Source organism: Rhizohabitans arisaemae (assembly GCF_025996515.1).
Lineage (GTDB): Bacteria > Actinomycetota > Actinomycetes > Streptosporangiales > Streptosporangiaceae > Rhizohabitans > Rhizohabitans arisaemae.
In genome coordinates this window covers 447137-467210 of sequence record NZ_BLRH01000035.1, presented here as the reverse complement: position 1 = coordinate 467210, position 20074 = coordinate 447137, and the positions used below count along the sequence as shown (strand labels likewise).

At 68.9% G+C, this 20074-nt stretch carries 16 protein-coding genes and 1 tRNA gene; 13 read left to right on the top strand and 4 right to left on the bottom strand.

Features of this window, described 5'->3' with window-relative positions:
• The first annotated feature begins 1 nt into the window (after position 1).
• A complete protein-coding gene (locus RUR_RS24215) occupies positions 2 to 1027 on the top strand; it encodes an endonuclease/exonuclease/phosphatase family protein (RefSeq protein ID WP_283137468.1) in 1026 nt (341 codons plus the stop codon).
• 168 nt (positions 1028 to 1195) lie between these two features.
• Here the strand turns inward: RUR_RS24215 and RUR_RS24210 are convergent, their stop codons facing one another.
• Entirely contained in the window at positions 1196 to 2170 is a 975-nt protein-coding gene (locus tag RUR_RS24210) for an ABC transporter ATP-binding protein (protein ID WP_283137467.1), read from the bottom strand.
• Complete coding sequence (locus RUR_RS24205; RefSeq protein WP_283137466.1) at positions 2154 to 3170, bottom strand: ABC transporter ATP-binding protein; 1017 nt, start codon at positions 3168 to 3170, stop codon at positions 2154 to 2156. The genes RUR_RS24210 and RUR_RS24205 overlap by 17 nt, the downstream gene beginning before the upstream one ends.
• Before the next feature lie 214 nt (positions 3171 to 3384).
• Between RUR_RS24205 and RUR_RS24200 the strand changes: the two genes are divergently transcribed.
• From RUR_RS24200 to RUR_RS24170, 7 genes are read left to right on the top strand one after another with little or no spacing between them, the layout of a single operon-like run.
• Positions 3385 to 4593 (top strand): dipeptidase, encoded by a 1209-nt coding sequence (locus RUR_RS24200; protein ID WP_283137465.1) that lies wholly within the window; start codon positions 3385 to 3387, stop codon positions 4591 to 4593.
• Positions 4593 to 6200, top strand: coding sequence for an ABC transporter substrate-binding protein (locus RUR_RS24195; protein ID WP_283137464.1), 1608 nt, complete (start codon positions 4593 to 4595; stop codon positions 6198 to 6200). Before RUR_RS24200 ends, RUR_RS24195 begins: the two co-directional genes overlap by 1 nt.
• A gap of 38 nt (positions 6201 to 6238) precedes the next feature.
• A complete protein-coding gene (locus RUR_RS24190) occupies positions 6239 to 7198 on the top strand; it encodes an ABC transporter permease (RefSeq protein WP_283137463.1) in 960 nt (319 codons plus the stop codon).
• Complete coding sequence (locus RUR_RS24185; protein ID WP_283137462.1) at positions 7195 to 8073, top strand: ABC transporter permease; 879 nt, start codon at positions 7195 to 7197, stop codon at positions 8071 to 8073. Before RUR_RS24190 ends, RUR_RS24185 begins: the two co-directional genes overlap by 4 nt.
• Before the next feature lie 11 nt (positions 8074 to 8084).
• A complete protein-coding gene (locus RUR_RS24180) occupies positions 8085 to 9260 on the top strand; it encodes a M24 family metallopeptidase (protein ID WP_283137461.1) in 1176 nt (391 codons plus the stop codon).
• A 29-nt stretch (positions 9261 to 9289) separates the two neighbouring features.
• Complete coding sequence (locus RUR_RS24175) at positions 9290 to 10132, top strand: alpha/beta fold hydrolase (protein WP_283137460.1); 843 nt, start codon at positions 9290 to 9292, stop codon at positions 10130 to 10132.
• 22 nt (positions 10133 to 10154) lie between these two features.
• A complete protein-coding gene (locus tag RUR_RS24170; protein WP_283137459.1) occupies positions 10155 to 11201 on the top strand; it encodes an Lrp/AsnC family transcriptional regulator in 1047 nt (348 codons plus the stop codon).
• A 158-nt stretch (positions 11202 to 11359) separates the two neighbouring features.
• On the opposite strand, the gene RUR_RS24165 is transcribed toward RUR_RS24170, so the two are convergent.
• Entirely contained in the window at positions 11360 to 11980 is a 621-nt protein-coding gene (locus tag RUR_RS24165) for a hypothetical protein (RefSeq protein WP_283137458.1), read from the bottom strand.
• 252 nt (positions 11981 to 12232) lie between these two features.
• Between RUR_RS24165 and RUR_RS24160 the strand changes: the two genes are divergently transcribed.
• Positions 12233 to 12306 (top strand) — tRNA-Lys (locus tag RUR_RS24160).
• 532 nt (positions 12307 to 12838) lie between these two features.
• On the opposite strand, the gene RUR_RS24155 is transcribed toward RUR_RS24160, so the two are convergent.
• Positions 12839 to 13330 carry an SRPBCC family protein gene (locus tag RUR_RS24155; protein ID WP_283137457.1) on the bottom strand — a complete coding sequence of 164 codons (492 nt, stop codon included), beginning with the start codon at positions 13328 to 13330 and terminating at the stop codon, positions 12839 to 12841.
• Between the two features lie 569 nt (positions 13331 to 13899).
• On the opposite strand from RUR_RS24155, the gene RUR_RS24150 reads away from it, so the two are divergent.
• From RUR_RS24150 to RUR_RS24135, 4 genes are all read left to right on the top strand, one after another.
• Entirely contained in the window at positions 13900 to 16926 is a 3027-nt protein-coding gene (locus RUR_RS24150; RefSeq protein WP_283137456.1) for a S8 family serine peptidase, read from the top strand.
• A gap of 408 nt (positions 16927 to 17334) precedes the next feature.
• Positions 17335 to 17892 carry a hypothetical protein gene (locus RUR_RS24145; RefSeq protein ID WP_283137455.1) on the top strand — a complete coding sequence of 186 codons (558 nt, stop codon included), beginning with the start codon at positions 17335 to 17337 and terminating at the stop codon, positions 17890 to 17892.
• A gap of 339 nt (positions 17893 to 18231) precedes the next feature.
• On the top strand, positions 18232 to 19410 hold the full coding sequence (locus RUR_RS24140; RefSeq protein ID WP_283137454.1) for an AAA family ATPase: 1179 nt from the start codon (positions 18232 to 18234) through the stop codon (positions 19408 to 19410).
• Entirely contained in the window at positions 19407 to 20003 is a 597-nt protein-coding gene (locus RUR_RS24135) for a DUF4276 family protein (RefSeq protein WP_283137453.1), read from the top strand. The genes RUR_RS24140 and RUR_RS24135 overlap by 4 nt, the downstream gene beginning before the upstream one ends.
• The last annotated feature ends 71 nt before the right edge of the window (positions 20004 to 20074 follow it).

Here is a 20074-nt window from a genome sequence, read left to right as displayed (position 1 = left end):
CATGACCGCGGTTGCCACGGAGCGGGACACGGCTCGGGAGATCACCGAAAAGCCGCGCAGACCGGTGCTCCACCACGCCGTCACCCTGATGCTGTGGCTGGGCGTCATGCCGTTCGCGGTGTGGGCGGCGCTCCGGCTGGGTGACTTCGAGACCGGGTTCACCTGGGTGCAGCTCGTGCCGTTCACCCCCTATGTGGCGGTCGCCTCCCTCATCCCCGTGGTTCTCGCGCTCGGCCTGCGCCGCAGATGGACCCTGTTCGGTGCGCTGGTCGTCACCGCGACGCTCGCCGGAGCCGTGCTTCCCCGGGCGCTGCCGGACATGAACCCCGCCGCGGCCGGCCCCGGCCTGCGGGTCCTCGCCGCCAACCTGGCCCTCGGCGAGGTGCCGCCGGAACGGATCGTGGAGCTGGTACGGCGACAGCGGGCCGACGTGCTGGCGCTCCAGGAGCTCACCCCGGGCGCCGTCGCCGCGCTGCGCAAGGCCGGGCTGACCACGCTCCTGCCGTACCGCCTGGTCAGGGCCGCGGCGGGCGGCGGCGGGTCCGGGGTCTACGCCCGGCACCCGGTCCGGGCCGAACACCCCGCGATCGAGATCGGGGGGTTCCGGCAGGTGCGCGCCTTGCTCTCCGTGCCCGGCGGGCCGCCCGTGGAGGTCGTGTCGGTGCACCCGTGCGCCCCGTCCGCGGCGGACCGGCACGAGTGCTGGGCAGCCGGGCTCCGCGCGCTGCCCCCGGCGGATCCGTCGTCACCCGTCCGGATCCTGGCCGGAGACTTCAACGCGACCCTGGACCACCGGATCCTGCGCGACCTGATCTCCACCGGCTACCGCGACGCCGCCGACGTGATCGGGGACGGGCTCACCGCCACCTGGCCGTACGGCGACTGGCCGACCCCGATCCCGTGGGTCACCCTGGACCGCGTGCTCGCCGACCGGCGCGTCGCCGTCCAGGACTTCGGGGTGTTCCCGCTGCCGGGAGGCGACCACCGCGCCGTCTTCGCCGCGCTCACCCTGCCGGGGCCGGGCTGACCGTCCCCGAACCGGCGCGAAGCACCACACCGGCCGGGACAGGCGAAACGTCCGAGTACGCCGTACGGAGCGGCTCCTACCGCGCCCACACAATCGCGGCACAGGGAGCGCGAGCCGCAGTGCCGTACCCGGCCTGAGAACGGGCGTAGCCCGTACCGGTCCTGAAAGTCAGGCGCCGAACGCGGCGAAGTGGCAGGCCGCGAGGTGGGTGCCGGGGCCCTGGAGCGGGGGTGTGTCGGAGGCGCAGACGTCGGCGGCCTGCGGGCACCTGGTGCGGAAGCGGCAGCCCGACGGCGGGTCGACCGGGCTCGGCGGGTCGCCGGCCAGGACGATCCGCTCGCGGTGCCGCGCCTGCGGGCGGGGTACGGGCGCGGCGGACATCAGCGCGGCGGTGTAGGGGTGCGCGGGCGCGCCGTAGACGTCGGCGGCGTCGCCCAGCTCGGCCATGCGGCCCAGGTACATGACGCCGACCCGGTGGGAGACGTGGCGCACCACCGCCAGGTCGTGGGCGATGAAGACGAGCGCCACCCCGAGGCGTTTTTGCAGGTCGGAGAGGAGGTTGACCACCTGGGCCTGGACCGACATGTCCAGCGCGGAGACCGGCTCGTCGCAGACGATCACCTCGGGGTCGGTGGCGAGGGCCCGGGCGATGCCGATCCGCTGCCGCTGGCCGCCGGAGAACTCATACGGGAACCGGTTCATCAGTTCGGGGGCGAGCCCGACCAGCTCCAGCAGTTCGCCGACCCGGGCCCGGCGCGCGGTGCGGTCTTTGGCGAGGCGGTGCACGTCCAGCGGTTCGGCGACGATGTCCAGGATCGTCATCCGGGGGTTGAGCGAGGTCAGCGGGTCCTGGAACACCATCTGGACCCGGCGGCGGACCTCGCGCGGGATCCTGCGGCCGCGGGCGAAGGGCTTGCCGTGGAAGGTGACCTGGCCGGAGTCGGGGTGCTCCAGGCCGACCAGCATCCGGGCGAGGGTCGACTTGCCGCAGCCGGACTCCCCGACGATGCCGAGGGTCTCGCCCGCGTGGAGTTCCAGGCTCACCCCGGCCACGGCGTGCACGCCCCCGCGGCGCAGGAGGCCGCCGCCGTAGGTTTTGTGCAGGTCGGCGGCGCGCAGTACGGGCTCAGCCGGTGCCGGCATCGAGCACCTCCTGGGTGTGGTGGCAGGCGGCGGCTCGGTGGGGGCTGCCGGGCAGGACGGTGAGGAGCGGACGTTCCCGGTCGCACAGGGAGGAGCTGCGCGAGCAGCGCGGTTCGAACGCGCATCCGGCGCCGACCGTGCCGGGGCGGGGCGGGGCGCCGGGGATGGCGAGCAGCTGCTCGCTGGGTCGCTCCAGGTCGGGGATCGCGGCGAGCAGCGCCTCGGTGTAGGGGTGCGCGGGACGGTCGTAGATCTCCTCGACGGCGGAGGTCTCGACGATCCGTCCGGCGTACATGACGGCGACCCGGTCGGCCACCTCGGCGGCGACCCCGAGGTCGTGCGTGATGAGCAGGACCGCGGTGCCGAGTTCGCGGCGGAGCCGGTCGATGAGCCGCAGGATCTGGGCCTGCACAGTGACGTCCAGGGCGGTGGTGGGCTCGTCGGCGATGAGCAGGTCGGGTTCGAGGGCGACCGCCATGGCGATGAGGATGCGCTGGCGCATACCGCCGGAGAACTGGTGCGGGTAGTCGCGGACCCGGCTCTCGGCGGCGGGGATGCCGACGAGTTTCAGCAGGTCGATCGCGTGTTTCCGGGCCTGGGCACGGGTGGCGCCCCGGTGGGTGCGGAAGAGCTCGCCGATCTGGTCGCCGATGGTGAGCACCGGGTTGAGGGCGGAGAGCGCGTCCTGGAAGACCATGGTCATCACGCTGCCGCGGAGCAGCCGCCGCTGTTCGGGATCCTGGGTGAGCAGGTCCCGGCCGCCGACCTGTGCCCGGCTCATGCGCACGTCGACGCCGGGGCCCTCCAGCAGGCCCATGATCGCGCGGGCGGTCACCGATTTGCCGGAGCCGGACTCGCCGAGCAGCGCGAGGGTCTCCCCCGGCCTGATCACGAGGTCGACACCGCGTACGGCGGGCACGCCGCCCCGAGAGCCGCTGAAGGTGACCTCGAGGTCGCGGATCTCCAGCGCAGGGGGATCGGCTGCCCGTGAGCCGGTCATGCGCCGACCCTCTCAAGACCCATCATTCCGCCCACATCCACCTAGACAACCGAAAAACAACACAAGTATTGACCAATATGCCGAATTCTGGCAAGCTCCCTGCCAAGTTCGCTGAAAGACTTCACAATATCTGCGATCTTCACCGAATCCCCGCAAGTCCTGTCAACAGCCGTGCAGACCGGCCTGTCCAGACTCCGAAGGAGGACATCGCATCGTGCTGGAGCCCGCGAAGCGCTATTCCGGCTACCGTTCGTACGAGTACCTGGAGGCCGGTACCGACTACCGGGTGTTCGACCTCGTGCCCGAACTCGGCCGAGTACCCGCCTACGAAGGCCTGAGCCTCGACTCGGCCCAGCGGGACCGGGTCGCCAAACTGCTGAGCGAGAACATCGTCGTCTCGCTGCACGAACACCCCTCGGTCTTCCCGACCGACATCCGCCAGACCCCCGACTACAACCGGAGCGCGCGGCACCACACCGGATTCGAGGGCCTGGCCCGCTCCGGCATGACCGTCGTCTTCGACAACCTGATGGACGGCACCTGCTGCATCACCAGCCAGATGGGCTGGAAGTGGAACGACGTCGTCGCCGACATCGGCATGCGCCTGTCCGACCTGGCCCACCAGGACTACCTCGTCAAGGTCGAGCGCCTCTCCGACATCCACGAGGCGCACGACTCCGGCCGGATGGGCCTGGTGCTCGGCCTCGAGGCATCGACCATGATCGAGAATGAGGTCGACCGGATCGACATGCTGTACGGCTTCGGCGTGCGGCAGATGGGCATCGCCTACAGCGAGTCCAACACCCTGGGCAGCGGCCTGAAGGAGAAGTCCGACGGCGGTCTCACCCTCTTCGGGGAGAAGGCCGTGACCCGGATGAACAAGCTCGGCATCGCCATCGACATCTCCCACTCCGGCGACATCACCTGCCTGGACACCATCCGGCACTCCACCAAGCCGATCCTGATCACCCACGCGGGTGCCCGGGGCGTCTGGCCCACCAACCGGATGAAGACCGACGAGACGATCAAGGCCGCGGCCGAGCGCGGCGGGGTCATCGGCCTGGAGGCCGCCCCGCACACCACGCTCTCCCCCGCGCACCCGCTGCACTCGCTCGACTCGGTGATGGACCACTTCACCTACTGCGTGGACCTCGTCGGCATCGACCACGTCGCCTTCGGGCCCGACACGCTCTTCGGCGACCACGTCGGCCTGCACGACACCTTCGCCGAGCACCTGTCGCTCAACGAGGCGCACCACGGCGTCCCGTACGACAAGGTCCCGTACGTGGACGGCCTGGAGAACCCGGCCGAGTGCTTCTGGAACATCATCAGCTGGCTCGTCGTCCACGGGTACTCCGACGACGAGATTCGTAAAGTCGTGGGCGGCAACGTGCTGCGCGTATTGGAAGAGGTGTGGCACTGATGCGTCGTGCCCTCGTCACCGCCGTCGCGGCGGGACTCATCGCCGGGCTCGCCGCGTGCGCGCCCAGCACCCCCGGGTCATCCGGTTCGTCCGGTTCATCTGGCGGGAACCCGAACGCGGGCGCCCCGGCGAACGCGGACCGGATCACCATCGGCACCACCGCCGACGTGGTCAACCTCAACCCGCTGAACGGCAACAGCCGGACCGACTCCTGGGTCACCAACCTGATGTACCCGCACCTCACCCAGATGGACAACACCGGGAAGCGCATCCCGTACGTGGCCACCGAGTGGGGCTACTCCGAGGACGGCAAGACCGCCACGGTGAAGCTCCGCGACGACATGAAGTGGTCCGACGGCACCCCGCTCACCGCCGACGACGTGGTCTACACGATCATGGCGGTGAAGAAGGAGCCGTTCGGCGTCGTCGGCGGTCTGGTCGAGCCGCTGGAGAAGGCCGAGGCCGTCTCCCCCACCGAGGTCAAGTTCCACCTGAACCGGACCGAAGGCGCCTTCCTCAGCGACATCGGCTTCTGGATGCCGATCGTGCCCAAGCACGTGTTCTCCAAGGCGCCGAACATCCAGAAGTTCGCCAACGACAAGGACTGGGTGAGCGCGGGCCCGTACAAGCTCACCAAGGTCGAGCGCGGCCAGCGGTACGTGATGGAGGCCGTGGAGAACTTCCCCCTGGCCCCCGGTGGCAAGCCGTCGGTCAAGGAAGTCGTCTTCCGGGTCTTCCCCGACGTCAACACCGAGGTGCTCGCCCTGCGCAACGGGGAGATCGACCTCATCGGCAACGTGATCCCGCCTTCCACCGCGGTCACGCTGAAGAACGAGTCCTCGATCAAGCTGCTTGAGGTGCCGTCGCTCGGCTGGGCGCACATGCAGTACAACACCAAGCGCAAGCCGATGGACGACGTCCGGGTCCGCAAGGCGCTCGCCCACGCGGTCGACTACGAGGCCATCCGGAAGATCGCGCTGCAGGGCTTCGCCAAGTCGTCCAACTCCAGCGTGCTCACCCCGGCGCAGCCGGACTACTTCGACCCCACGACGAAGGAGTACGCCTTCGACCCGGCCAAGTCCAAGCAGCTGCTCGCCGAGGCCGGGATCACCAACCTCAGCCTGAGCATGATGTACGACCAGGCCGACCCCAACATCGCCAAGTGGGCGCCGATGGTCCGTGACTCGGCCAAGCAGGCGGGCATCGAGATCAAGCTGCAGGGCCTGGAGCGCAACACCTACGTCGAAAAGGGCCACAAGCGCGACTTCGACATCTACGCCGGCTCCTGGGCGATCATGGACAACCCCGCGTCCAACCTCGCCCTGGCCTTCAAGACCGGTGGCTTCATCAACTACGCCCAGGTCTCCGATCCCAAGCTGGACGCGCTGATCGACAAGGGTTCGAAGGCGCTCACCGTGGAAGAGGGCAAGGGCCCGATCCAGGAGGCCGCGAAGATCATCCACGAGCAGGTCTACGACAACGTGATGTACGTCGAGACCTTCAACATCGCGCACTCCGCGAAGTGGGGCAACTTCCTGCCGATGCCGAGCGAGCTGCTCTCCATCGTCAACCCGCTCTCCCTCGCCCAGGTCAAGCCCGTCTCCTAGACGACGCCGCCGCCAGATAACCAGACAAGGAGGTCACGGTGCGGCTCAAGTTCGTCGGCATACGACTGCTGCGCGGTCTGCTGACCCTGTGGTTCGCCGTCACCGTGGCCTTCTTCCTGGTCCGGCTCCTGCCCGGCGACCCGGTCCTCGCGGTCGCCGACCCCAACATGACCGAGGAGCTCCGCGCCAAGCTCCTCGCCGACTTCGGCCTGGACCGGCCGCTGTTCGTGCAGTACGCGGAGTACATGGTCCAGCTGCTCCAGGGCAACATGGGCATCTCCTTCCGGCAGGCCCTGCCGGTCACCGAGGTGCTGCTGGAGCGGCTGCCCTGGACGCTCATCCTGACCATGTCCGCGCTGGCCGTCACGGTGATCGTCGGCATCCCGCTCGGGGTGCTGGCGGCCACCCGGGCGCACCGCCTGACCGACCGGATCGTCCAGGTGACCGGGATCACCGCACAGTCGCTCTTCGTGCCGAGCATCGGCGTCTTCCTGCTCTACACCCTCGGCGTGGTGATCCCGATCTTCCCGATCGGCGGCGCGATCAACCTGGACGCCACCGGCTTCGACGCCACCCTGAGCATGCTCCACCACCTGGTGCTCCCCGGCCTGTCGCTGGTCCTCATCCAGCTCGGCAACTTCGTCCTCTCCATGCGGTCCACGCTGCTCGAAGCCCTCGGCGAAGACTACGTGGCGCTCGCCAAGGCCAAAGGGGTACGGCCGCGGGCGGTCGTCTGGAAGCACGCGGTACGCAACGCGCTCCTGCCGACCACGACCCTGGCCGGGCTCCAGCTCGGCGCGCTCTTCGGCGGCGCGATCCTCACCGAGACCATCTACGCCTACCCCGGCATCGGCCGCGCCATCTACGAGGCGGTGGGGCAGCAGGACTACCCGGTGCTCCAGGGCGCCTTCATCCTGCTCGCCGCCGCGGTCGTCGTGGCCAACCTCATCACCGACCTCGCCTACGGCTTCCTCGACCCCCGGGTGCGGACCTCATGACAGACACCACCCCCGTCGTCGGCGGCTTGTCCGCCGCACCCGATCTCACCCCGGCCCAGCGGACCTGGCGGGCGTTCCGCCGCAACCCGCTCGGGACGGGCAGCGCCGCCGTGCTCCTGGCGCTCATCCTCGTCGCGCTCTGCGCCCCGCTCATCGCCCCCTTCCCCGAGGGGTACGGGACCGACACCTCCCTGCCGCCGAGCTCGGCCCACTGGTTCGGTACGGACGACCTCGGCCAGGACGTGTTCGCCCAAGTCGTCTGGGGGACCCGGGTCAGCGTCCTGGTCGGGGTCAGCGCGTCCGCGCTCGCCATCGTGATCGGGCTGCTCGTCGGGGTGGCCGCGGCCTACTTCCGGCGGATCGACGGCCCGCTCGGCGTACTGGTGGACCTCTCGCTGTCGCTCCCGGTCCTGCCGCTGATGATCCTGGTGGCCGCGCTGGCCGGGCCGAGCGTGCAGACCCTCGTCGTGGTGATCGCCCTGTTCAGCTGGCCGGAGGTCGCCCGGGTGGTCCGCGCGCAGGCGCTGTCCATCGTGCCCCTGCCGTACATCTCCGCGGCCAAGGTGGTCGGCGGATCGGCGCTCTGGATCATCCGCAAGCACATGCTCCCCGGAGTCATGCCGATCGTCGCGGTCTCGGTGGTCATGACCACCTCGCGGGCCGTGCTGTCCGAGGCGGGCCTGTCCTTCCTGGGCCTCGGCGACCCGAACAGCTGGTCCTGGGGCGCGATCATGCACAAGGCCCAGCTCTCCGGGTCCCTGGCCACCGCCTGGTGGACCACGCTCTTCCCCTCCCTGGCCATCCTCCTCCTCGTCGTCGCGGCGACCCTGCTCTCGGTCGCCTACAACGACGCGCGCAACCACCGCGCCCACTGAACGGAGTGATCGTGACCTTCTCCCAGCGGCTGCCCGCCTCCTTCCACTCGGGTGCGCTCGACCGCGTCCGGGCCGCGATGGCGGAGGAGGGCCTGTCGGCGCTGCTTCTGGACGACCCGCTGGACGTGGCCTACCTGACCGGGTTCCAGCACTTCCCGAACGAGCGGCCGGTCGCCTGCTACCTGCCCGAGCAGGGATCGCCGCTCCTGCTCGTGCCCGACCTGGAGCGGGAGTACGCGGCCGACCAGGGGGCGTACGCCGAGATCCTCGCCTACCCGGAGTTCCCCGGGGTCGTGCCCCCCTTCGCCGTACTCGCCCGGCACCTGGACATCCTGCCCGCGACCGCCGGCTACGCGCCCTCCACCGCCGTGGGCCGTACCGTCCAGCTCGCCACGGCGTTCCCCGGAACCCGCTGGCGGGTGAGCGACGCCGTCGGCGCCACCCGGCAGCGCAAGACGCCCGAGGAGATCGTCCTGCACGAGGAGGCGGCCCGTATAGCGGACGCCATGATCGAAGCCGGCGTGGCGCTCGTCCGCGACGCGCTGGCCGGCGGCGGGGACCTGCCGACCGAGACCGAGCTGGAAGCGCACGTCACCGCGTTCGGCTCCCGGATGATGTACGCCGAGCACACCGACATCGTGGTCGTGCCCATGCTCACCGGCGGCCTGGTGTACGGCGGGGCCAACTCCGCGCAACCGCACCGGCTCCCCGGCGGGGACCGGCTCGTCCACGGCGAGTCGTTCATGCTCTCCCTCGGCTGCGCGGTCGGCGGGCGGTTCGTGGAGAGCGAGCGCACGTTCTTCCTCGGCGAGCCCGACGACGCGCAGCGGCGCTACTACGAGACCGTGCGCGAGGCGCAGCAGGTCGGCACCGAGGCGCTGCTCGCGGGGGCCACCTGCGCCTCGGCCAACCAGACCTGCCTGGCGGTGATCCGGGAGGCCGGGTTCGGCGAGTACCTGCGGCACCGGCAGGGCCACGGCATCGGGCTGGGCTTCCACGAGCCGCCGTGGCTGGAGGACGGGGACGACACCGTGCTCGCCCCCGGCATGATCCTCTCCAGCGAGCCCGGGATCTACATCCCCGGCCACGCCGGCTACCGCATCTCCGACACGGTTCTGATCACCGAGGGCGGGCCGCGCCGGCTCACCGCCTACCCCAAGTCGCTCGCCGACATCGTCATCGCCTGAAACGCCTGAATCATCCGAGGAGTACGCCTGTGTATCTGAACGTCAACGGAAACCGGACGCACATCGAGGTGCTGGGCGAGCGGCCCGGGGTGCCCACGATCATCGCCCACCACGGGGCGCCGGGCCTGGGTTCCATGGCCGAGCCGCGGGCGAGCTTCGGCCGCCTCGCGGACAGCTACCGCGTCGTGGTGTTCGACGCCCGCGGGTCGGGGGCGAGCGACGACAACGGCCCGTTCACCCACGAGCAGTGGGTGGCCGACGTAGAGGCCATCCGGGAGTGGATCGGCGCCGAAAAGATCATCATGGCCGGTGGCTCCTACGGCGGCTTCATCGCGATGGAGTACGCCATCGCCCATCCGGACCGGGTGAGCGCTCTGGTGCTCCGGGACACCTCGGCCGACAACGCCAACGAGGAGGCGGCGCGGCGCAACGCCCTGGAGTCGGCCCGGGTGGAGCTCGACATGGCGAAGTTCCTGCGGATCATGGACGGCACGGTCTGGGACGACGCGGACATGAAGGAGTGCTGGACCGAGATCCTCCCGCTCTACGACCACAACTACGACCCGTCGCTGACGGCCGTACGGGCGGACGCCACGCCGTACCACTACCGGACGCACAACTTCGCGTTCTCCGTCAACCAGCTCGACTACGACCTCAAGCCGCAGCTGCCGTCCGTCACGGCGCCGACGCTGATCACCGTCGGCCGGCACGACTGGGTCACCCCGCTGGCGTGCAGCGAGACCATCGCCGAACTGATCCCGAACTCCACGCTGGCGATTTTCGAGAACTCCGGGCACTCCCCGCAGATCGAAGAGGCCGAGCTCTGGGACGCCACCGTCCGCGATTTCTTAAAAAACGTGCTGAACACCTGACAAGCACGGAAAAATGCTGGCAATGAACGATCTGGATCCGCTCGACCGGCAGATTCTCGCGGCCCTCCTCGTGAACGGCCGGGCGAGCTGGACCGAGATCTCCCAGCTGGTGGGCACCTCCACCAGCACGGTGGCGCGGCGTGCCCAGCAGCTCATCGCCGACGGACTCCTCTGCGTGACCGTCGCCCCGCACATGGAGCATTCCGGCCCCGTCGACGCGTTCGTGGTCCGCCTGAACTGCGCCCCCGGCAGCCAGCTCCAAGTGGCCGGGCGACTGGCCCAGAACCCCGACGTCCGGTTCATCACCATCGTCACCGGCAGCCACGACATCGTGTTCGAGCTCATCGCCAGCAAGCGGCGGGCCCTGTACACGATGCTCGTGGACGAGGTGCACCGCATCCCCGGGGTGCTGCGCAGCCAGGCCGACCTCGTCATGCACACCTACAAGGTCTCCTACGACTGGAGCCGTCAGCTGCTCACGACCGATGTGGGCGATCGGTCCGCCGTCTACGTCCAGCACCGGTGCGAAGCCGGTCACCTGGACGCCATGGACATGGACATCCTCGGCATCCTCGGCGTGGAGGGGCGGGCCGGCTTCCTCTCCGTGGCCAAACGGCTCGGGGTGACCGAGAGCACGGTACGGCGGCGCTTCGACAGCATGATCGAACGGGGCTGCGCCGCCGTGGCCTCCTTCGCCCCGCCGGCCGCCCTCGGCTACGAGGCGGAGGTGCTGTTCTGGCTCGCCGTCGAACCCGGTCACCTCGACGAGATCGCCGCCACCCTCCACCGCCACCCCGGGGTACGCCTCATCCTGGCCACCCTCGGCGAATCCTCCATGCTCTGCGAAGTGATCATGCCGACCACCGTCGACCTGCACCACTTCACCAGCCGCACCCTCGGCCGCATCCCCGGCATCAGATCCTGGACCGCCGACATCCAGATCCTCAACGTCAAACGCGGCTTCCTCACCACCCCCTGGTCCCGCGACCGCATCGACGCCGCCCTCGCCGGACCGGACACCACACCCACCGCCCAGGACGGACCACGGATGGCCTCGGACGTTCTCTGATCATTGTGGTGTGTGCCCCCTTCGGGGCACGCAGAGCGCAACGATCACATGGTGGGGATCCGGTACGGCCCTGCGGCCGTGCCCGCGGCAGACGTACACCCCCGACTCGGAATCAACCGGTGCACCCCGGGATCAGCCCGATCGGAACGGTCGCAAGTTCACGGCACAGACCTGGGAAGTTCGCCGATGGGCGCGACGACATGGCCGCCCGCGGCCGTACAGGACCAGACGGCCTTGCCCCCGAACCTGCGGGGATGGAGGCCGACCACGTGCTCGGGGCAGAGCGGCCAGACGGTCCACAACTCCTCCGTCACCAGCCCCTGGACCGAGTCGGCGATCTCCACCAGCGCCCGCACCGGGCGGTCCGCGAGCACCGCGGGCAGCGCGCTGCTCGCCTGCTGCAAACGGAACCGCACCCGGGCGCACCCGGTCTGCACGTCCCACTCCGCGGACTCCAGCACCAGCTCCCCGTCGATACCCGCGGCCCGTACGTCGCGCTCGACGGTGTCCAGCGCGTCCCGCAGGACCGGCCACGCCTCCGGCTTCAGGTCAAACCCGGGTTCGAAGCCCGCCAGGTCCAGCAGCCTCTCCGCCAGCCGGGCCACCTCCTCGGCGGACAGCCCGGCGGAACGCCGGAGGGCCTCGTCGACGAGTGCGTCGCCCCGGCCGGTCACCCGGAGCAGTCCGGCGAACTCGGCGAGGGACCCCACGTCCAGGTCGCCGTCCCGCAGCCCCAGGTAGATCAGACCTGCGACATCCGTGTCGATCCCGTCATCCATACCGGCAGTGTCCACCGCCCGCCGCCACCGGCCAAACGGTTTCGGAGCAGCCGACCGGCCGGATACGCCAAGCAGGCATCCGAGTCACCCGGAGCCCACGTGCACACCCGCCGAAGTCCGGCACCTGGCCGTACCGGCATGATTCCCGCCCATTCCGTACGGCTCCCCCGGCCCCGGCCCCGCCCGCCCGCCCCGGGATGCGCCCCCGGTATGAATCACCCCCGGAAAGCCGCTAGAGTTAGTGCATCGCAGGCGCCGTTAGCTCAGTTGGTCAGAGCAGCTGACTCTTAATCAGCGGGTCCGGGGTTCGAGTCCCTGACGGCGCACCCGATAGAATCCCTGGCTCAGTGCGCTGAGCTGGGGATTCTCGGTTCTTGGAGGGTCTCAAGTCGCCTCTGGTGCGGCCAAGGCGCGGCATTGGTTGCTCGCGGATTGCTCTTCGGCACGAATCCGACACATGATCGGACGTTCCAGCCCCCGGCTTCGGCCCGATTGCCGACGCCGTCTCATGTGAACATCCCAGCCAGGCTTGACCAGAAGGCCGGGGCTACGCGTCGGGGTGGGTTCTGCTTGCTCCCAGCTCAAGGCATGAGTCGTTTCTGCTGGTGAGCTGGGATTGAAAACCGGGTCGTTCCGCTCGGGGGCAGGTCGCGGTGGGTGGTCGTTGCCGCGGGCGGAGAACCAACCGGTCGGGTCGCCACGGGTCACGACGCGGTAGCGATCAGGGCCGTGCCGAAGGGGCCCGGATCAGGTGCTGCAGGGCCTTGTCGGCCGCGGCGAGCCGGCGGCTACAGCGGGTGGCTACGCGGCCACAACCCCTGGCCGCAATGTTGTCGGCGACCGCCGTTCGCAAGCGGATCAGTCCTTCGCTTCGCGGACGTCCTTTCCCAGCTCGGCGAACGCCTTGAAGTCCTGCATGTGCTGTTGCGACTGCTTGCGGAAGGCGCCGGGCATCAGGAGCCCCACCAGCCGCATCAGCAAGCCGCTGAACCGGTACTCGCTCTCGCTCACCCAGAGTGTCGTCTCCGGACCGGCTTCGGTCAGCCGGTCGCGCACGGCGCTCCACATGCCCTCGCCGACGATCTCGCGGTCGAAGTGAACGACGCTCCCCGTCGGGATCTCGCGCAGGTCCGCCGGTTCCCGGCGCGTGATGGTCTCGGTGCCCTCGAACTTCTGCCGCCCCATCTGCATCACGACCCGCGACTTGGTACCGACCTGCCCGTGCACCCCGCTCAGCGGCTCATGCAGCACCAGACCGCGCAGCCACATCGGCAGGTGTGCCGGGTCGGCGAGCAGCCGGACCGCCCTCTCCAGCGGCAGGGCGATCTCGATCGAGACGGTGTACTTCATGGCCGTGCGCTCCAGGCTTCCGAGTGAACGGGGACATCCTCGCCACACATAAGTCTGCCGCTTGATCACGATAGACGGAGGGCGGCTCGGAGGGTTGCGGCACAGGTTGCGATGCAAGGGCGTTCCAGAGAGTTCAGGGTCGACCGCGCACAACCGTGATCGCTCTTCGGAGCGGTGACGTCGACTAGGGCGAGCCCGCGCCACGTCAAACCCTGGGAGGCTATCGCCGCCGTCACCGCCCACTTGGCGCCGCGGTGCCGTCCCCACTGACCACCCAGGTCATCTGGCCACCGTGAAGTGGATCGGGGTCATCGGTGGATACATGGTGATCCACCACCGATGTCTCTGGAGTTCCTTCAGTGCATAAGAGATCAAGGGCGGCCGCGGTCTTACTGCTGGCGGCCGCTGCGCTCGCCGCCCAACCGGCGGCTGCGACCCCCACTTCCACAGCCCGGCCGGAGGCGACGCCGCATCCTGTCGGTCTGACCGAGCAGAACGCTACGGATAGGTCGCGAAGGACACAAACCATCACACTGGTCACCGGCGACCGAGTCACCGTCCACGGCGAATTGACGGCGACGATCGAACCGGGTGAAGGCAGGGAGGGCATCACCTTCACCACCGAGGAGCGCGGCGGCCGACTGCGCGTGCTGCCCAGCGACGCCGTCGCGCTGCTGAGGGACAAGCGTCTCGACCCGCGCCTGTTCGACGTGACCGGGCTGCTCGAACTCGGCTACGACGACCGGAACGGTGGGCTGCCTCTCATCGTCGCGGGCGCCGCGCCGCGCACGTTGCGTGGCGCGACACAGGTCAGGCCGCTCGCCCCGGTGGACGGCTTCGCCGTACGGCAGGAGCGGACGGGCGCGGCCCGGTTCTGGAAGGACGTCACCGGCGGCAAGGCGAAGATCTGGCTGGACGGCCGCAGGCGGGTGTCGCTCGATGCCAGCGTCAAGCAGATCGGTGCCCCCGGCGCCTGGTCGCGCGGCCTGACCGGGACGGGTGTCAAGGTGGCGGTGCTGGACACCGGCATCGACGACACCCATCGGGATCTGGCGGGAAAGGTGGCCGTCCGGGCCGACTTCACCGGCACCGGCGACGCGCGGGACACCGTAGGCCACGGTACACATGTGGCGTCCACGATCGCGGGCGGCGGCGAGTCCTCCGGCGGAAGGCTCCGCGGGGTGGCACCCGGTGCGACGCTGCTGGACGGCAAGGTGTGCGAGTCGTTGTCGTGCGCGGAGTCCGCCATCCTGGCGGGCATGCAGTGGGCGGCCGAGCAGGGCGCCCGCGTGGTGAACATGAGTCTCGGCGCTCCCGACACACCTGAGGACGACCTGGTGGAGCAGGCCGTCCAGGCACTGACCGAGCAGTACGGCACGCTGTTCGTGGTGGCGGCGGGCAACAACGGTGCCGACCGCAGCGTCAACTCCCCGGCGAGCGCCGACGCGGCCCTCGCCGTGGGCGCCGTCGGCAAGACGGAGGAGGCGGCGTCGTTCTCCAGCCGCGGGCCGCGCGTGGGCGACAGCGGCCTGAAGCCGGACATCACCGCCCCTGGCGTGGACATCACCGCCGCCCGGAGCAAGGACAGCCCGGGGGCGGGGCCGTATGTCGCCCAGTCCGGCACTTCCATGGCCACGCCGCACGTCGCGGGCGTCGCGGCGCTGCTGGCGGGCGCGCGACCCGGCTGGAAGGCAGGAACGCTGAAGAGCGCGCTGATGGCCTCGGCCACGCCGAATCCGGAGCTCGGCATTTACACGCAGGGCGCAGGCCGGGTCGACGCCGACCGCGCCACCACCCAGGTCGTGACCGCGGAACCGGCAGGCATCGGCTTCCCCAAGCAGGTCTGGCCGCACGGCGACGACGAGCCCGTCCCCAGGAAGCTCGTCTACCGCAATCACCTGGACACCCCGGTCACACTGAACCTGGAGGCACGCGCCGGCAAGGCGTTCACCGTGACACCGGCCACCCTGACCGTACCCGCGGGCGGCCAAGCGGAGGCCACGGTCACCGCCGACACCCGCGCCGACGTGCCCGACGGTTTCCTCGGCGGATACGTGCTGGCGACCGGGGCCGACGGCGTGTCCGTGAGCACGCCGGTGGCGGTGGAGAAGGAGGTCGAGAGCTACGACCTGACCATTGTCCATACCGACCGAGCCGGGCGGCCGACCGACACCTATGGGACGGACGTCTACTCGCTGGACGGGCGCAGAGACCTGGACGTGTTCCTGGCCGGCGAGAGCACGGTCACGGTGCGGCTGCCCAAGGGCGGATACCTGGTGAAGGCCCACATCCTCGGCGAGGACGGCGTCGCCGGCGTCCTCCATCCGGGCGTGGACCTCGACAGGGACCGGTCCGTGGCCGCCGACGCCCGTCTCGCCCGGCCGATCTCGGTGAAGCCGCCCCGTGCGGACGCCGTTCCCCTGCTCGGAGAGATCATGTACCAGTGGCGGGACCGCGATGGGAGCCTGGGCCGTACGACATTGGTCGGTAAAAGCTTCGACCGCCTGTTCACGGCGCAGCTCGGTCCCGACACCACCGATGGGGACGTGCTGACCAAGGTGGCCGGCCAGTGGGCCGCCCCGACGAATCCCAGTCCTTATGCCTACCGGCTGACCTGGTTCGTGCGGGGTCGCATGGTGACCGGCTTCCAGCGAAAGGTGGCGCAGAATGACCTGGTGGCCGTGCGCACCGACTACGCGAGCCATCTGCCGGACGCGAGAGTAGCCGCGTCGAGCCGGGCCTGGCCGAGGGACGGGAAGATTTTCTCCTACCTGGCGCCGACATGGTTCGGGACGCCGTTCACGCAGACCGAGTACCTCAACACCGATGGCGGCATCCGCTGGCAACGCATGATGTTCGAGTACGGCACGGATGGACGGCTCAACCGGTTCGACTCCGGCTTCGCCCGCTACAGGCCGGGCAGGACCGTCACCGAGCGGTGGAACCGTGGCGTGTTCGGTCCCTCAATGCCCGCAGGTGATCAGGAAGGCGGCGACGCAATCCGCACCGGGGACGTCCTCCGGACGAACCTGTGGCTGCACGGCGACGGGCGAGGCTCACTCGGCTGGTCCTCGCGCGCCACCGAACGCACCGTCCTCTACCGCGACGGCAAGCCGGTCGCCGAGACGCCTTCCCTGAACGCGGAGTTCCCCATACCCGCAGGGCCGGGCGACTACAAGCTGGTGGCAGAGGCCGAAAGAGGCGCCCCCGCCACCCTGAGCACGCGTTCGTCGGCGGCGTGGACTTTCCGCTCGGACACCCCCGGGGAGGGCGAGACCGTCCGGTTGCCACTGTCCGTGGTGACGTTCGCGCCCGAACTCGACCAGCGAAACGCCGCGCCCGCCGGCCGCCGTTTCACGGTGCCGGTCACCTTACGGGCAATGCCCGGCAGCACATCGGGCCGCCTGCGCAAGCTGTCGGTGGAGGTGTCCTACGACGACGGCGTCACCTGGGCCAAGGCCGACGTCCGGCACATGAAGGTTGTCCTTGACCATCCCCGCGGCGATGGGTTTGTATCGCTGCGCGCCAAGGCCTCAGACACTGCGGGCAACACGGTCGAGCAGACGGTGATCCGCGCCTACCGCATCACCGTCTGACGCCGCGTCAGGTGGTGAAGGGATTCGAGTAACGACATAGGAGTCACGGATAGGCGGGTCAGCGGCTTGCCTTTCAAATTGTTCCCGAGGCCCAGGGAGCTCTGACCTGGCGGCGGGTAGCCCGAGGCATCCGCCACGGGCTACCACAGATCCCGACGCGACAACTCTCGCCGCCGGACACCTGTTCGTAAGCATCTGAATGGCGTGGCAGCCGTCTCGGGCGCTCGGCGATGCATCGAGGAGTCGGACGGGCGTGCCGTCGTAGGCGCGGGTCTGGGTGGGCACCCCGTCGGCAAGGCCGAGCTTCCAGTCGATCGTCAGCCGCGCGCCTTGGGCACATAGCCCATTGAGGCGGTTCGATCACAGGACTCCCAGGACGAGGACCTGCTGCTGCAGCGCAAACCCATCGTGGCCATCTCCGACCCGATCATGCGGTTCCACCACACGATCACCCTGCCGCGTCTGCAACTGTTCCAGCGTCGCGGCAGGGCTGCCCAGGCCTGGTCACAGGCGCGACAGACGTTCGCCACCCACATCCTCGGCCCGCACTTCGAGCATCTGGCGAGGGAGTGGACGATCACCTCGCTGGCTGAGCGCATGGAGATCGGCTGGACCGGCACCACCTCCGTGGCCTGTCGCGAACACGGCATCAGCCACCAGCTCGACGTCGCAAGCCTTGCGCCTGGCGACATGCCGCGGACCAGCTCGGCGAGGGTCGCCCTCATCGGTGAGGCCAAATGCACCAACCGGCCTCGTGACGCCCGTGACCTGGCCCGCCTGGAGCACATTCGCGAGCTCCTCGGCGCACGTGCCCATGATGCGCACCTGGCCATGTTCAGCAGGGCCGGCTTCCACCCCGACCTCATGGCGGACGCGGGGAACCGGCGAGACCTAGTGCTGGTAACCATGGATGACATGTTCAATCGCAATGGGAGCAAACGGCAGGGGCACCAGGATGGAGGGTGAGAGGAGCAGGCGAACCAGAGCTGGGTTACCTCCGCTGCGCCGGTATTCGACACCTCGACGCCGAGGCCGCCTGCGCCGCATGGACGTACCACCGGATCCGGAAGCCTTCGACCGCCACCCGTTTGTCCGGGAAACGCGCAGCTCGTACCCACCACGCGCACCGGCAGGCCGCCCAGGGTGCCAACCCTCTCCTGTCCAGCGGGAATCAGCGCGGCCAAGGGATACGATCTAGACGGCCGGGTCATGGCGGATACTCCGGGCGGCAGCATGCCGATCGCATGATGCGGGTTATCGCACGGTTCGAGGCACCGATCGCCGGGACGAGGAATTGGTGAGGTCATGAGCAGCACACCGTCTATCTCCCGGGTGCAGGTCCGAGGCTTCCGATCCATCGCTGACTGTGACGTCACTCTTGGCCCGCTTACCGTGATCGTGGGACCCAACGCGTCCGGAAAATCCAACTTCCTGGACGCGATCAGATTCGTCGTCGACGCTCTCACGGACACCCCCGCCCAGGCGATAACCCGTCGTGGGGGGCTCGCCGCTCTGCTCCACCACACTCCTGGGGCGGGTACCGCGGAGTCCTTCGAGATCAAGCTCACCATGAACGTGCCGTCGGCGGAGACCAGTTTCTTTCACCTTGAGATCCGCGCACCTCACCCCGACGGCGATAGCTTTATCGTCGCGCGGGAGGAAGTGGGGATCGAGGGCGGACCATCCTTCTCCCGCACCATGGATCTGGGTGTCAAGCTGACTCGCACTGATCGGTTGGCGCTCCCGGCGATCGCCAGCTTGGAGATGGACGCTTTCCCTTTCGGGCGGATCCTTGAGCAGCTGACCGCATCGTGGTTCTACGATCTGGATCCATCGGTGTTGCGGGAGATCGACCAGGACTTACGCCCCACCGATGTGCTGGGTCCCAGGGGTGAGCATCTCGGGCAGGTCCTTGGTGCATTGGCAGATGAGCATCCGGAGGCGAAGGAGACCCTGGACTCCGCTCTCGCGGCCCTGGTGGAGAACGCCGTCGGTATCGACAGGAAACTGGAAGGCCGTTACTCAACCGTCCAGGGGCGCTTTATCACCTCGGGCCAACGGCACTTTGATCCGGTGATTACGACTTTCGAGCGGGAATCGCTGTCCGAGGGCACCCTACGGGCGGCGGGTGTGCTCGCCGCGCTCCTCCAACCGAGGGCGTTGTCAGGAGAGATCCCCCTGATCGCTCTGGAAGAGCCGGAAAAGGCCCTCTACCCGTCCACCCTCGGCGGCCTCTACGGAACTTTCGTCGCGGCGGCACGCCGTACCCAAGTGATCGTCACCACGCAAAGTTCGGATCTGCTCGACAACGAGAGCGCCGACCTCTCCCACCTCGTCGTGGTGGCCAACACGGAGGGTGTCAGCCGAATCGGACCCGTCGGTACCGAGGTTCGCTCTCTTGTGGACGACAAGGTCATGAGTGTGGCGGAACTCCACCGAAGTGGGCTCATGTCACCTGCCTCCGAGTCTGGAGACGGCCGGTGAACTCCGCGACCATTGTGACGATCGTCGAGGGGCATGGAGAAGTCGCCGCTCTGCCGACTCTGCTACGACGGCTGGTCCCATTGATCGTTCCTGGAGCCTATGCCAACATTCCGCAGCCCTATCGGGTTCCTCGGAACTCTTTGATCAAGAGGACCGGCGTCGAAACCGCAGTAACGGTTGCGATGCGGGGCAAGCCTTCAGGCTCCGGCCTGATGGTTCTCATCGACGCCGATGACGACTGTCCCGTTCAGCTGGCGATTTCCTTGAAGGAGCGGATCGGCGCCTGCCGCTCGGATGTCGCGGCCAGCGTTGTCATCGCGAAACGAGAGTTCGAGGCATGGTTCCTGGCAGCCGCCCCTTCACTGGCCGGCGTCTACGGCTTCGCGGACAACGTCGCGGTTCCAACTGATCCAGAAGGAATCCGTGGGGCGAAAGAGAGACTGTCGAGGCACTTCCCTCCGGGTCTTGCCATCGACCCGATGGCCCACCAGGCAGGCTTCACGAAGGTGTTCGATGTCCAGCTGGCCCGAGCCAACTCCCCGTCCTTCGACAAGTTCTGGCGCGACCTCGAGTTTTTGATCAAGGAAACATGAAGCACCCGTTCTCAGCGCCCGGTGGTGCGACGGGGGCTCCGCGACTCGTCGTGGTCACATGCCCGGTGGTG

Excerpts from the sequence above, each read along its gene's own strand:
- RUR_RS24165 (WP_283137458.1), bottom strand. The coding sequence starts at position 11,980 with ATGGATGACGGGATCGACACGGATGTCGCAGGTCTGATCTACCTGGGG.
- RUR_RS24170 (WP_283137459.1), top strand. The coding sequence starts at position 10,155 with ATGAACGATCTGGATCCGCTCGACCGGCAGATTCTCGCGGCCCTCCTC.
- RUR_RS24155 (WP_283137457.1), bottom strand. The coding sequence starts at position 13,330 with ATGAAGTACACCGTCTCGATCGAGATCGCCCTGCCGCTGGAGAGGGCG.
- RUR_RS24140 (WP_283137454.1), top strand. The coding sequence starts at position 18,232 with ATGAGCAGCACACCGTCTATCTCCCGGGTGCAGGTCCGAGGCTTCCGA.
- RUR_RS24205 (WP_283137466.1), bottom strand. The coding sequence starts at position 3,170 with ATGACCGGCTCACGGGCAGCCGATCCCCCTGCGCTGGAGATCCGCGAC.
- RUR_RS24195 (WP_283137464.1), top strand. The coding sequence starts at position 4,593 with ATGCGTCGTGCCCTCGTCACCGCCGTCGCGGCGGGACTCATCGCCGGG.
- RUR_RS24210 (WP_283137467.1), bottom strand. The coding sequence starts at position 2,170 with ATGCCGGCACCGGCTGAGCCCGTACTGCGCGCCGCCGACCTGCACAAA.
- RUR_RS24215 (WP_283137468.1), top strand. The coding sequence starts at position 2 with ATGACCGCGGTTGCCACGGAGCGGGACACGGCTCGGGAGATCACCGAA.
- RUR_RS24185 (WP_283137462.1), top strand. The coding sequence starts at position 7,195 with ATGACAGACACCACCCCCGTCGTCGGCGGCTTGTCCGCCGCACCCGAT.